General features: G+C 70.5%; 12 protein-coding genes and 4 pseudogenes. 9 read left to right on the top strand and 7 right to left on the bottom strand.

Annotation, left to right across the window (positions count from 1 at the left end; all coding sequences use genetic code 11):
* Positions 1–165: 165 nt before the first annotated feature.
* Positions 166–1,428 carry a ricin-type beta-trefoil lectin domain protein gene (locus ACWCXX_RS38685; RefSeq protein ID WP_451135656.1) on the bottom strand — a complete coding sequence of 421 codons (1,263 nt, stop codon included), beginning with the start codon at positions 1,426–1,428 and terminating at the stop codon, positions 166–168.
* A 372-nt stretch (positions 1,429–1,800) separates the two neighbouring features.
* Here ACWCXX_RS38685 and ACWCXX_RS38680 point away from each other — a divergent pair, with 372 nt between their 5' ends.
* Together ACWCXX_RS38680 and ACWCXX_RS38675 are read left to right on the top strand one after the other, a co-directional pair.
* The gene (locus ACWCXX_RS38680; RefSeq protein ID WP_451135654.1) at positions 1,801–2,874 is read left to right on the top strand and encodes a hypothetical protein; all 1,074 of its coding nucleotides are present in this window, start codon (positions 1,801–1,803) and stop codon (positions 2,872–2,874) included.
* Between the two features lie 118 nt (positions 2,875–2,992).
* Positions 2,993–4,065 (top strand): annotated as a pseudogene (locus tag ACWCXX_RS38675) (IS630 family transposase).
* On the opposite strand, the pseudogene ACWCXX_RS38670 reads toward ACWCXX_RS38675, so the two are convergent.
* Both ACWCXX_RS38670 and ACWCXX_RS38665 read right to left on the bottom strand, forming a co-directional pair.
* Positions 3,979–4,956: pseudogene (locus ACWCXX_RS38670) on the bottom strand (NAD(P)/FAD-dependent oxidoreductase). The pseudogenes ACWCXX_RS38675 and ACWCXX_RS38670 sit on opposite strands and share 87 nt — an antisense overlap.
* Positions 4,953–5,384, bottom strand: a complete 432-nt coding sequence (locus ACWCXX_RS38665; protein ID WP_451135652.1) for an arsenate reductase ArsC — start codon at positions 5,382–5,384, stop codon at positions 4,953–4,955. Before ACWCXX_RS38665 ends, ACWCXX_RS38670 begins: the two are co-directional and overlap by 4 nt.
* Positions 5,385–5,479: 95 nt before the next feature.
* On the opposite strand from ACWCXX_RS38665, the gene ACWCXX_RS38660 reads away from it, so the two are divergent.
* The 6 genes from ACWCXX_RS38660 (at position 5,480) to ACWCXX_RS38635 (ending at position 9,350) form a co-directional block, all read left to right on the top strand.
* Positions 5,480–5,788: an ArsR/SmtB family transcription factor gene (locus ACWCXX_RS38660; RefSeq protein WP_451135650.1), complete on the top strand. Its 309-nt coding sequence runs from the start codon at positions 5,480–5,482 to the stop codon at positions 5,786–5,788.
* Positions 5,785–6,900 carry an ACR3 family arsenite efflux transporter gene (arsB, locus tag ACWCXX_RS38655; protein WP_451135648.1) on the top strand — a complete coding sequence of 372 codons (1,116 nt, stop codon included), beginning with the start codon at positions 5,785–5,787 and terminating at the stop codon, positions 6,898–6,900. Before ACWCXX_RS38660 ends, arsB begins: the two co-directional genes overlap by 4 nt.
* A complete protein-coding gene (locus tag ACWCXX_RS38650) occupies positions 6,897–7,958 on the top strand; it encodes an ArsO family NAD(P)H-dependent flavin-containing monooxygenase (RefSeq protein WP_451135646.1) in 1,062 nt (353 codons plus the stop codon). The genes arsB and ACWCXX_RS38650 overlap by 4 nt, the downstream gene beginning before the upstream one ends.
* 253 nt (positions 7,959–8,211) lie before the next feature.
* On the top strand, positions 8,212–8,493 hold the full coding sequence (locus ACWCXX_RS38645) for a hypothetical protein (RefSeq protein ID WP_451135644.1): 282 nt from the start codon (positions 8,212–8,214) through the stop codon (positions 8,491–8,493).
* Between the two features lie 12 nt (positions 8,494–8,505).
* Positions 8,506–8,847, top strand: a complete 342-nt coding sequence (locus ACWCXX_RS38640) for a hypothetical protein (protein WP_451135642.1) — start codon at positions 8,506–8,508, stop codon at positions 8,845–8,847.
* Positions 8,848–8,855: 8 nt separating this feature from the next.
* Positions 8,856–9,350: a hypothetical protein gene (locus tag ACWCXX_RS38635; RefSeq protein ID WP_451135640.1), complete on the top strand. Its 495-nt coding sequence runs from the start codon at positions 8,856–8,858 to the stop codon at positions 9,348–9,350.
* Between the two features lie 31 nt (positions 9,351–9,381).
* Here ACWCXX_RS38635 and ACWCXX_RS38630 read toward each other — a convergent pair.
* From ACWCXX_RS38630 to ACWCXX_RS38615, 4 genes and pseudogenes are all read right to left on the bottom strand, one after another.
* Positions 9,382–9,697, bottom strand: a pseudogene (locus ACWCXX_RS38630) (N-acetyltransferase family protein).
* 25 nt (positions 9,698–9,722) lie between these two features.
* The gene (locus tag ACWCXX_RS38625; RefSeq protein WP_451135638.1) at positions 9,723–10,097 is read right to left on the bottom strand and encodes an ArsR/SmtB family transcription factor; all 375 of its coding nucleotides are present in this window, start codon (positions 10,095–10,097) and stop codon (positions 9,723–9,725) included.
* Positions 10,098–10,139: 42 nt separating this feature from the next.
* On the bottom strand, positions 10,140–10,265 hold the full coding sequence (locus tag ACWCXX_RS38620; RefSeq protein ID WP_451135657.1) for a hypothetical protein: 126 nt from the start codon (positions 10,263–10,265) through the stop codon (positions 10,140–10,142).
* A 382-nt stretch (positions 10,266–10,647) separates the two neighbouring features.
* A pseudogene (locus ACWCXX_RS38615) lies at positions 10,648–11,184 on the bottom strand (FAD-dependent oxidoreductase); the annotation flags it as partial.
* A 112-nt stretch (positions 11,185–11,296) separates the two neighbouring features.
* On the opposite strand from ACWCXX_RS38615, the gene ACWCXX_RS38610 reads away from it, so the two are divergent.
* The gene (locus ACWCXX_RS38610; protein WP_451135636.1) at positions 11,297–12,700 is read left to right on the top strand and encodes an NAD(P)-binding domain-containing protein; all 1,404 of its coding nucleotides are present in this window, start codon (positions 11,297–11,299) and stop codon (positions 12,698–12,700) included.
* Positions 12,701–12,802: the final 102 nt, after the last annotated feature.

Genomic DNA, 12,802 nt, shown 5'->3' with positions numbered 1-12,802 from the left:
CGCCTCACCGGGGAAACCACCGTGTCCTGGCGCGACCCAACATCCCAGGACGAAACACAATCCACGGGATGAAACACCGGGAGAAAACGACCTCTAAAGACATAGGGCCCCAGGAGCACTGGTTCTGGCGCGATTCGGTGAGGCGCCGGCCGAGGGCATGCGAGTTCAGCCGCTCCAGCGCCAGTAGAGTTCGGGCCGAGGCTGTGTGCCGCAGTCGGAGAGCTTCAGCTCGGGGTTCTGCCGATCGCGGTCGTCCCAGCGGGCGGGGAGTTCGCGGTCGTCCTGGAACAGACAGCGGTGGTCACTGCTGATGATCCGCCAGGCGTTACGTTTCCAGGTTGTGCTCTGCCACGACTCACGGGTCCATCGCTGGTTCCCGAGACCGCCCCCGCACCGCTCAAGTCCGACGGCCGACGAGTTCGCAGTCAGACAGTACTCGCGGTCGAGCCTTGACCTGATCGTCCCGTCCTTCCTCATGTCCCACTTCTGCGCGGCTGATCCGTCACAGCCGCGGATGTCGGCCGTACCGGCGTTCGCCGGCCCGGTGGTGGCGTGGAGGCACTGTGATGGGTCCCTTCCGGTGAAGTACGTCGTCCGGCCAATGTCCCCGAGGATCTCCCCGGCGCGCGGGGGCCGGTGGGTCTGCTGATATTGCCGGTGGATCCACAGGCTCCAGTCCTTCTGGAGCGGGCCTTCGTAGGCGGTGACGTTCGCGCACGTCCCGGTTGCCCGGCACTTCCGGCTGGCGAGATACCAGCGCGCCACCTCGTCCTTCTCGGCCGAGGCTCCGGGGGTGAGATTCGGCGTGAGTGGCGACATGGTGTAGCCGAGATAGGCCGACACGGGTACCCCGAGCGCGTAGCCCACTCTGCGGAAGTACCGGGCGCCGACGCCGTGGTCGGCGTGGTCGACACCGCCGCCGAGCCCGAAGGCGAAGGAGGCATTGTCGTGATCCATCGTCAGGATGCGCCCTGCCCGGCTCAGCCGGACCAGTGCGGACACCACCGCCAGCAGCCGGTGCTCCGTGTAGCTCGCGGTGCTCTGGAACGGCTCGATGCTCCTCTTGTCCCGGTCGAACAGCCTGAGCAGGCTGTTCGCCTCCTGGCCGTGCGGCAGTCCGTCGTGGAGGTCCAGGAACGTCAGCCGCACATCGGTGTACCTGGCGTCGTCCGCGAGCCGGTAGGACCTGACCCGGACTCCGTCCGCCCGCACATCCGACCGTTCCCAGCGGTTGGCCGCCTCCGCCATCTCCGCGTAGGCCGCCCGCACTCCGTACTCCCTGCGGTCCACGTACTCCAGTGCCTCGACCCGGTTCTTCTTGGAGTCGTCGCCGGCGGTCAGATACACCGTGTCGACCGGGCACCCGGCGCGGATGGTCTGTCTGATCTCCGGGTTCAGAAAGGCCAGGTCGTCATCAGGATGCGCCACGCCGACCAGGGTGCGACGGCACTGCCCCGGCTCCTTCGCGTGCGCGGCCGGGCGGGACGCCCCGGCCGTCGTGCCGGCCCCGGGATCCGAATCGGGCACAGCCGAGCAGGCGGGCCCCAGCAGGGCGCAAACGACCAGTGCCGCCGCAGTCGTCGGCGAAAGGAAGGACCAGCCCGGGTGACATTTTCTCCGGCCCACCGAGGACTCCCCTTCCCGTTGCCGATCCCCTGACGGAGCATCTTCCAGCGGACGGAGCGGAAGCAACCGACACACCGAGGAGCAGCCCGGAGACTTGCGCCGGAACTCCGGATACCCCGTTCCCCACTGCCTTCCTGATGGCCCCGCAACAAGCGCCTGGCCTCGGGAGTCGGCGTGACTTTCTCCTCTGTCGAATTCAGCGTCACAGACGAACGCCAGGAAGTTCGGCGGAACGTCCGTCGCTTCGACGCCATGCGCGCGCCAGTGCCCAACCCCCGGCTCGAACAGCCGGGCCCCACGGCTCGGGGCCGAGGTGGGCGAAGATGTCGTGGCCCTGCTGGAAGAAACCAGCGCCCGCCTCAACGCGCCGGCAACCGAACAACGCCAGCACATCGCACCCTCTACGACGCGCACCTCACCCGCGTCACCGACCTGATCGACGAACAGCGCTACTCCCGCCCCCTGGGAATCCGCCTGCACGGGCTCGCCGCCGGCCTCTCCCAGACGGTCGGCTGGATCCGCTTCGACCACGGCGAGCACAGCGCCGCCAGCCGGTACTGGATCGCCGGGCTGCACAACGCGCACGCCGGGGACGACCGGGACATGGGTGCGGCCCTCCTCAGCGACCCCGCCTATCAGGCCTCCTGGCGGGACGATCCCACCGCCGCCGGCATCCTGACCAAGGACCTGGCCCGCACCAGCCACCCCGCAGCCAGCTCGCTGCTGCATCTGCGCCTGGCACATGCCCAAGCCGCGCTGGGCGAACACCGCGCCACCCTGCACTTCCTGAACTCGGCAGAACGCCTGCTCGGTACCGGGGACGCGGGCGACATCCCCGCCTGGTGCTTGTGGATGTCGCCCGCCGACCTTGCCGTCGATACGGGCCGCTGCCTGCTCGACCTCGGCGACACCACCCGGGCCCACAGCCTCATCGCCGAAGGCCAAGCCCTTCTGCCGGCCAGCCGCGACAAGACCCGCGGCATCTTCCTCGCGTACCAGGCACAAGGCATCTCGGTCGTCGCGAACCCGAGGCCGCAGTGGCCGCCGCCCTCGAAGCACTTCATCTGGCCGAACGAATCTGCGTACCACGTTGCCTCCAGCTCGTCCGCGATCTGGCTTCGGCCTTCGCCCCTCACCAAAAGGTGGAAGGCGTGCCCGAGTTGCTGCTCGCCGTCGCATGAAAGGCACATGGATGCTGCTGCCGTACCTTCGTCCGGCTTCCAGCCCGATGGCGACCAAACTGCGTGAGTTGTGAACGCGGCGGCTACAGTCACCGGAGAGACCTGCACAGGAGTCGATCACTACTGAGGTTTTCGGGTCGTTGCCGGGTAGTGACCGTTGATGATCCCTGCGGTATGCCGAGGGGGTGAGGCGTCCGGAAGGCGGAGGCCTGACCGCTGAGCGTCGGGTGTTTCGTGAGGGGAGCCGGCTTCAGGCCGGGCGGCGGTTCGCGGCGGGTGAGAAGACCGCAGTGGTCGCGAAGGACCTGCGGGTGAGTGTGCGGTCGGTGGAACGGTGGCGTCGTGCCTGGCGTGAGGGCGGCATGGAGGCCATGCGCTCGCGGCCGGTCCGGCGAACTCCCCGGCCGTGACTGATGCCCGGTTCGCTGTGCTCGAGGAAGAACTCGGCAAGGGGCCGGTCTCGCACGGCTTTGAGATGAGCGCTGGACGCTGGTCCGGGTGCAGACTCTGGTCCGCCGGTGTCTGCGGGTGAATCTGTCGGGGACCACAGTCTGGCGGCTGCTGAAACGGCACGTCTGGTCCTGGCAGACGTCTGCCCGCCGTGCACTCGAGCGCGACGAGCACGCGGTGGAGCTGTGGAAGAGGAGGTGTGGCCGCAGGTGAAAAGCTCGCGATGGCATCCGGGGCCTGGATCGTCTCCGAGGGCGAAGCCGGCTTCTCCATGACACCGCCGGTGGCCCGTACCTGGAGCCGGTGCGGGCACGTACCTGTCATCCGTGTGCGTGGCAGGTCCCGCCGCCGGGCCTCGGTTGCCGCGCTGTGCTGCTGCAGACCCGGTGGGAAGAGCCGTCTCATCCACCGGCCCCGCACTCACCTCCTGCTCAAGGGGAGCATGCAAGAGCTTCTCGTGGAAGGACCACCGCGACCTCTTGGTGCGGGCACACATCCAGCTCACCGGTCCGGTCATTGTGGTCTGGGACAATCTCAACACCCACCTCGCAGCAGGGTTGAAGCAATACGAGGCCGAGCACGACTGGCTCACCACCGTCCGCCTGCCGCCTACGCGCCTGATCTGAACCCCGTCGAGGCCGTCTGGTCACTTGTGCGCAGAGCGACGGCCAACACCGCTTTCAACACACCCGACGACCTCGGCCTCGCCCTCCGCCGCGAGTTACGCGGAATCCAGCTCCGGCCTCATCTGATCGGCGGCTGCCTCACCGCCACAGGCCTGACCATCAGCCCACCGACCCCACCCTGAAAACCTCAGGAGGTAGCGCTCGGTGTCCAGGGCGGCGGTGATGGCCTGGCGGTAGGTGTGGTCGACGGCGTCGCCGGCGGCGAACACGCCGGGCAGGCTGGTGTGTGTTGTCGGGGCGGCGACGGTGACGTAGCCCTCGGAGTCGAGGCCGAGCTGGCCCTTGAAGAGCTCGGTGCGCGGGTCGTGGCCGATGGCGATGAACAGCCCCGTCACGTCGAGATCGCGGGTGGCACTGGTGAAGGCGTCGCGCAGGAGGACGTCGGCCGGCATGCCGCTCGTTTCCTTGATTTCGGCGATCTCGCTGTCGAAGGCGAAGGAGATCTTGTCATCGGAGAAGGCGCGGTCCTGCATGACCTTCGAGGCGCGCAGGGCGGAGCGGCGGTGGACGACGGTGACGGAGCGGGCGAAGCGGGTGAGGAAGGTGGCTTCCTCCATGGCGGTGTCGCCGCCGCCGACCACGGCGATGTCACGGTCGCGGAAGAAGAACCCGTCGCAGGTCGCGCAGCAACACCCCGCGGCCGGACAGTTCCTCCTCCTTCGGGAGGCCGAGCTTGCGGTAGCCGGAGCCGGTCGCGACGATCACCGCCTTCGCGCGGTGCACGGTTCCGGCGGAGGCGGTGAGCAGTTTGACGGGGCCGGTGATGGCGTCGTCGATCATCTCGGTGCCGAACCTCTGGGCCTGGGCCCGCATCTTGTCCATGAGATCGGGGCTGTCGACGCCCTCGGGAAGCCGGGGAAGTTCTCGACCTCGGTCGTGGTGGTCAGCGAGCCGCCGACGAAGATGCTGCTGCCGAACAGCACGGGCGCGAGCTGGGCTCGGGCCGCGTAGAGGGCGGCGGTGCATCCGGCGGGGCCGGAGCCGATGATCACGACGTCGCGTATCCCGCTCACGCCGTCGCCTCCGGCTTGGGCGGGGCGATCTCGGCGATCAGGCCCTCGACGAGGGTCTTGATCTCGTCGCGGATCGGGCGGACGGCCTCGACGCCCTGTCCGGCGGGGTCGTCGAGCTTCCAGTCGAGGTAGCGCTTGCCGGGGAAGACGGGGCAGGTGTCGCCGCAGCCCATGGTGATGCACACGTCCGACTCCTTCACCACGTCGACGGTGAGGATCTTCGGCACCTCGGCGGAGATGTCGATGCCGGCCTCGGCCATGGCCTCGACGGCGGCCGGGTTGACCTCGGCGCCCGGGCTGGAGCCGGCGGAGCGGACCTCGACGCGGTCTCCGGCCAGGTGGGTCAGCCAGGCGGCGGCCATCTGGGAACGGCCGGCGTTGTGGACGCAGACGAACAGGACGGACGGCTTGCCGGAAGAGTCGGCCATGGTGATCGTTCTCTCTCGTCGCATGGCGGAACCCGGCCGCCCATTACTTCAGCCCCCGCTGGTATCAGCGAGCAATGATGTGACAGTATCAGCGCATGCTGACTTCAGTTGATCCTGATGTGATCCGGGTGCTGGGCGATCCGCTCCGCCTGAAGATTGTGACTCTGCTGGCGCGCGAGACGCTGTGCACGACGCACCTGGTCGAGGAGACCGGGGCCAAGCAGACCAACCTGTCCAACCACATGAAGGTGCTGCGCGAGGCCGGGATCGTGGAGACCGAGCCGTGCGGCCGGTTCACGTACTACAGGCTCAAGCCCGAAGTGCTGGCCGGCCTGTCCGAGCAGTTCGCCGAACTCGCCGCCTCGGCCCGCACCGCTGCCGAGAACAAGAGGGCCTGCCCGTGACCTCCACCGAGCCCACCGCCTCCACACAGGGCGCCGGCCCGGCCGGGGACGACTCGATCGTCAGGAAGCTCTCCACCCTCGACCGCTACCTCGCGGTGTGGATCCTGCTGGCCATGGCCGTCGGCCTGGGCCTGGGCCGCCTGGTCCCGGGGATGAACGACGCGCTCGCGAAGATCGAGATCGGCGGAATCTCCCTGCCGATCGCGCTGGGCCTGCTGGTCATGATGTACCCGGTGCTGGCCAAGGTCCGCTACGACCGGCTCGACACCGTCACCAACGACCGCAAGCTGATGGTCTCCTCGCTGGTCATCAACTGGATCGTCGGCCCGGCCGTGATGTTCGCCCTGGCGTGGATCTTCCTGCCGGACCTGCCCGAGTACCGCACCGGCCTGATCGTCGTCGGGCTCGCCCGCTGCATCGCCATGGTCATCATCTGGAACGACCTCGCCTGCGGCGACCGCGAGGCCGCGGCCGTCCTGGTCGCGCTGAACTCGGTGTTCCAGGTCCTGGCGTTCGGTCTGCTGGGCTGGTTCTACCTCGACCTGCTGCCGCGCTGGATGAACCTGGGCGACGGCCAGGGCCTGGACGTGTCCGTATGGCACATCGCCCTGAACGTGATCATCTTCCTCGGCATCCCGCTGCTGGCCGGTTTCCTGACCCGCCGCATCGGCGAGCGGAAGCTGGGCCGTGCCGACTACGAACAGAAGTTCCTGCCGAAGATCGGCCCCTGGGCACTGTACGGGCTGCTGTTCACGATCGTCATCCTGTTCGCCCTCCAGGGAAAGACGATCACGTCGCAGCCGCTGGACGTCGCCCGGATCGCGCTGCCGCTGCTGGTGTACTTCGCGGTCATGTTCTTCGGCACGTTCCTGCTCGGCAAGGGCCTGGGCCTGGCCTACGACCGCACCGCGACCCTCGCCTTCACGGCTGCGGGCAACAACTTCGAGCTGGCCATCGCGGTCGCCATCGCCACCTTCGGCGTCACCTCCGGCCAGGCGCTGTCCGGCGTCGTCGGCCCGCTCATCGAAGTGCCGGTGCTGATCGGCCTGGTCTACGTCGCGCTCGCCTGGCGCAAGAAGTTCGCCACTGACGCGGTGACGACGGCTCCGTGACGCAGCACACGGATGTGGTGGTGGTCGGCGGCGGCCAGACGGGGCTCGCCGTCGGCTACCACCTGCGCCGACGCGGCCTCGACTTCGTGATCCTGGACGCCGATCCGGCGCCGGGCGGGTCCTGGCAGCACATGTGGGACTCGCTGCACCTGTTCTCCCCGGCACAGCACTCCTCGCTGCCCGGCCGCCTCATGCCCGCCCGGACAGGCGAGACCTACCCGGGCGCCGGGCACGTGGTGGACTACCTGACCGACTACGAGAAGCGCTACGGCCTGCCCGTCCAGCACGGCACCCGCGTGAACGCCGTACGCCGCGACGCAGGCCGTCTCCTGGTCGAAGCGGACTGCGGCACCTGGCGGGCCCGCGCGGTCATCAGCGCCACCGGCACCTGGTCTCGGCCCTTCCTGCCCACCGTGCCGGGCCGGGGCGTCTTCACCGGGCGGCAGCTGCACACGGTGAACTACCGCTCCCCGGCCGACTTCGCGGGCCGGCGCGTCATTGTGGTCGGCGGCGGTAACTCCGGCGCCCAGATCGCCGCCGACCTCGCTCTCGACGGCCGCGCCGAGGTGACGTGGGCGACCCGGCGCCCGGCGCGCTTCCTCCCGGACGACATCGACGGCCGCGCCCTGTTCGACGTCGCCACCGCCCGCCGCCATGCCCTCGACGCCGGCCGCTGTGACACCGGTGGCGTGGCCTCGCTCGGCGACATCGTCGCCGTGCCGCCGGTACGCGCCGCCCGCGACGCCGGACTCCTGACCGCGAAGCCGATGTTCCACCGGCTCACCGCCGACGGTGTCCGGTGGGACGACGGCCGATCCAGCGGCGTGGACGCGGTGATCTGGTGCACTGGGTTCCGCCCGGCGCTGGCCCACCTCGCCCCGCTGGGCCTGCGTGGGCCGCGCGGGCGCATTCCCACCGATGGCACACGCGCTCTGGGCGAGCCCCGGCTGCACCTGCTCGGCTACGGCGACTGGACCGGCCCGGCCTCGGCCACCCTCATCGGTGTCGGCCGCCCGGCCCGCGACGTCGCCCAGCAGATCCGTGACCTCTTGCACTGAAGCACCGAGAAGAGAGAACCTGGCGCGATGAGGGCTGGTTGGCGCCTCTGATGAGCATTTGTGACCGAACAGCCTTCATCCGTCCTGTGGCGCTTCGTTGAAGACGGCGACCCTAACCGCCTCACGCTCGTCGTCGACACGCCCCAGGGAACACATCTGCGTCGTGTCCCGCCCGCCCTGCCCCCTGCCCTCTCACGTCGATCACGGAACCGGCGCGGAAGCGGCAGTCCACACGGCCGCAGCCACCTGGGGCATGCCCGACTTCGTCTTCCAGCAGGAAGCCCACGCGGCCAGGGGATCGGGCCGGCGGGAGCTGGGCGACCGGCTGCTCCTCGCTGGTGGTCGCGGCGCGGTCGTGCAAGTCAAGGCCCGCACCATCGAACCCAAGCCAGACGATCAGGAAGCGGGCTGGATACAGAAGGCGGCGGCCAAGGCGATGAGCCAGGCCAGAGGAACCGTCCGCCAACTGCGCATGATGCCCGCGGACATGGTCAACGGACGCGGCCGGACACTGAGCGTCGACGGCAACGCCTAGGAGTGGATCGCGGTGTTCCTGCTGGACCACCCGCGGGTCCCGGAGAACACCGTGGCCACCTGGGAGCCGGTCGACATGCCCGCCATCGCGCTGACACGCCGCGACTGGGACTTCCTGTTTGACCAGTTGCGGTCCACCACCGCCGTGCTCGACCACCTCTTCCGCGCCGCTGCCGACCCCGCCATACCGCTCGGCCAGGAGCCGGTACGGTACTACGAGTTCGCCGCCGCAGACGCCGCCGAACCGCCATCCGACATCAGCACCGATCTGGTGGGGCCGGGCGGCACCTGTTCTCCGCGCCGCAGCTGCCACAGGCCCCAGCCGGCACCGACGGCACCAACGTCCACCTCCTGATCCGCATCATGCTGGAGGACATAGCCCTCAGCCCGCCCAGCGGGACACTGAACGAAGCCAACCGCTTCACGGTCCTCTCCGACCTCGACCGGCTGCCCGTATCAGCCCGCGCAGAGTGGGGCCGCCTGCTGCTGGACATGCTGAGCGACGTGCCGCAGGTACCGGATGAGCACTGCAAGTGGCGCTTTCGGCGCATGCTCGACGAAGACGGCACCCGCCGGCTCGTCGTGGGCGCCGCCACCCGCTTTGCCCCTGTCATCCAGGCCAACTTCACCGCCTACGTGCAGCTGCGGCACCACGAAGTGACCTCGCGCCCCGGTAGAACGGAAGACTCCTCCACCCTGGGAGTGCTGCTCACCCCTCGCCGCGACGGAAAGCGCCCGTGGGACACCAGCACGGTGCGAGTCCACGGCGACCTCGAACCGTCCGAGGAGGAATTGCGGGTCTACAGCGAGGGGTGGAACCGCCCTCCCGAAGAGGGCATGGTCAGCGTGGCCGACTGAATGTCAGCCGCAACTGTCGTCATGTCGCCGTTCAGACGATCGCGCTGCTGCGACGTTCGACCAGAACCACGTCGCGCCAGCGGCCGTGGTGGCGTCCGATCCGCTCGCGGGTGCCGATGACCCGGAAGCCGGCGTGCGGCCACCCAGCCCAGCACCGCCCCTGCCTCGTCGAGGGCGGCGAAGCGGTGCTCGGGCAGCTTCGCGGCGTCGAATGCTTCCCACGACGGTGGGCTGGTTTCGAAGGTGGCGTTGCCCTCGTCGACGCCCGCCCGGTAGACGGCCAGCGCCTGCTCGGCGTACTCCGCCGTCAGCGGCACGACCACCGCGCTCAACGCTCCGCCCGCCACTGGTCTCTCCCTGTCCCGTGGATCGTCAGGCCGCGGTGGGCAGAGTCAGCAGCTTGCCCATCGCGGCAAGGACCGAGGGCTCGACCCGGTAGTAGACCCAGGTGCCGCGCCGCTCGGAGGTGAGCAGCCCGGCCTCCTTCAGCTTCTTCAGGTGGTGGGAGACGGTGGGCTGGGAGACGCCGACGTCGGAGATGTCGCACACGCATGCCTCGCCGCCCTCGTGCGAGGCCACGGCGGAGAACAGCCGAAGGCGGACCGGATCGCCCAGTGCCTTGAACATCCGCGCGGCCGTCTCGGCCTCCTCCGCGGTCATCGGGCGTTCGGCCAGCGGCGGGCAGCACGGCGCCACACTCCGACCGTCGGCGGGTTCCAGCAGCGGCAGCACCTTCGTGTTCGACATGCGTCTATGTTGACACATGTCGAACCAATGTGGGCAGGGTTGTCACCGCCGCGCGAGATGGGCGGCCAGACGCCGGGCGAGGCGGTCCGCGTCCCGGCCCACGCCGCGCAGTGAGTTCGACGACAGGCTGCGCTGCCACTCCAGCCCGACGAACGCCAGCCCCGGCACCCCGGTGGCGAGGCCCTCGCGGTGCCGGGGATTCCCCTCGGCGTCCAGGGCGCCGTCGAGGCCGGTGAGGTAGGGCAGGCCGGGGCGGTAGCCGGTGGCGAGGATGATCGCGTCGACCTCCTCCCGGCTCCCGTCCGGCCAGAGGAGTTTGGCGCCGTCGGCTCCGGTGAACAGCGGGCGCCGATCGGGCCGCCCGGCGGCCAGGGCGGCCCGGTAGCGGCCGTCGTCGAGGACCGGCTGCGCCGGCGGGCGCGCAAGGAACCGGCCCAGGGGCGCGGTGTCCAGGCGGGTGTGCTTCGTCCAGAAGTGCAGGTCGCGGCCGAGGATGCGCAGCGAACTTCACCGACCCCCGGGTCGCGAGCGTGCCCCGTGCGGTCTCGGAGAGCTCGGCGGCGATCTGCACCGCGGAGTTCCCGGCCCCGACCACGACCGCCCCGCGGTCGGCGAAGGGGGCCGGGTTGCGGTAGTCGGCGGCGTGCAGCACCTGGCCGGTGAACTCCTCCAGGCCCGGCAGCGCGGGGCGGTGCGGGCGCCCGAACGTCCCGGACGCCGCCATGACCGCCCGTGCGGACAGCCGGACGCCGCCGTCCAGGGCCACCTCGAAGGCACCGCCGGTGCGACGGACCGCGCTGACGCGGCAGCCGGTGCGGATCTCGGCGCCCCGGCGGCCGGCGTAGGCGGTGAGGTAGGCGACGACCTTGTCGCGGTGCGGGAAGCGGTTGCGGTCGGCGCCGGGAAACGGCATCCCGGGCAGGGAGCTGTACCGGGCGGGCGAGAACAGCGTGAGGCTGTCGTAGTAGTGCGGCCACGACCCGGCCGCCTCCAGTACCACCGGCCGCAGCCCGCGGCGCAGCAGGGCGTGGGCGGTGGCGAGTCCGGACTGGCCGCCGCCGATCACGACGACGTCGATGTGCTCCATCAGCAGACCCCCATACGATTTTGATGAATGTCTATGTTGACACTCATCAATACAGGCGCCATGCTGGGCCGCGCAAGCCATCGACAGATGTCGAAACACGCAAGGAGTCGCCGTGAACGCGCCCGCCACCACCGAGCTGCCCGTCGTCGTGATCGGGGCCGGCCCCGCCGGCCTGGCCGCCGCCGCCCACCTCATCGACCAGGGCATCGAGCCCCTGGTCCTGGAAGCCGGCCAAACAGCTGGTGCCGCGGTGCGCGAGTGGTCGCACGTGCGGCTGTTCTCCACCTGGGGCGAGGTCGTCGACCCCGCCGCCGAAAAGCTCCTGGCCCCCACCGGCTGGACCCGGCCCGACCCGGCCACCTACCCCTCCGGCGGCGACTGGGCCGAGTCCTACCTGCAGCCGCTCGCCGACATCCTCGGCGACCGCGTCCGCACCGGCGCCACCGTCACCGGCGTCTCCCGCACCGGCCGGGACCGCATCGTGGACGCCGACCGCGAGCAGCAGCCGTTCGTCGTGCACATCACCCACACCGACGGCCGCGAAGAGCGCGTCTTCGCCCGCGCCGTCATCGACGCCTCCGGCACCTGGGCCACCCCCGGCCCGGCCGGCGGCAGCGGACTTCCGGCCCTCGGCGAGCGCGCGGCCGCCGACCGCGTCACCTACCGCGTCCCCGACCTCAAGGACCCGGCCGTCCGCGCCCGGTACGCCGGCAAGCGCACCGCCGTGATCGGCTCCGGCGCCTCCGCATTCACCGCCCTCGCCCACCTCGCCGACCTCGCCGAGTCCGACGACGGCGCCGGCACGAAGGGCGTGTGGATCCTGCGCCGCGGCATCTCCGGCTCCACCTTCGGCGGCGGTGAAGCCGACCAGCTCCCCGCCCGCGGCGCCCTGGGCCTGGCGGCGAAGGCCGCCGTCGACGACGGCCACGCCGACGCGGTCACCGGCTTCCGCACCGAGGCCATCGAGCGCGACACCCACGGCCGGCTGATCCTGGCCGGTGAGGACGGACGCCGCCTGGACCCGGTCGACGAGGCCATCGTCCTGACCGGCTTCCGCCCCGACCTGTCCTTCCTTTCCGAGCTGCGCCTGGGCCTCGACGAGCGCCTCCAGGCACCCACCGCGCTGGCTCCACTGATCGACCCCAACCAGCACTCCTGCGGCACCGTCCACCCGCACGGCCACCGCGAACTCTCCCACCCCGAGCAGGACGTGTACCTGGTCGGCATGAAGTCCTACGGCCGCGCCCCGACCTTCCTCGCCATGACCGGCTACGAGCAGGTCCGCTCCGTCGCCGCGGCTATCGCCGACGACCTCGAGTCCGCCGACCGCGTGGAACTGACCCTGCCCGAGACCGGAGTCTGCGGCGGCGCCGGCCTGTTCGACGCCCCCGACGCTGCTGAGGCCGACGCCGGTGGCTGCTGCGCGCCCGCGCCGCAGCTTGTCCAGCTCGGCGCACCCGCCGCGGTCGGGACGGCGGCCGAGGAGGCTCCGGCAGGCGGCTGCTGCGGCTCGTGACCGACCTGGGCACCCCCGCGGGGGGGGGGGGGGGGGGCCGCCCGGGGCCGCGGCGCCCCCCCCCCCCCCCGCCCCCCCCCCCCCCGCCCCCCCAGGACCTCC

This window comes from Streptomyces sp. NPDC001732, from assembly GCF_053596315.1.
This window is presented reverse-complemented; position numbering and strand designations above follow the sequence as displayed.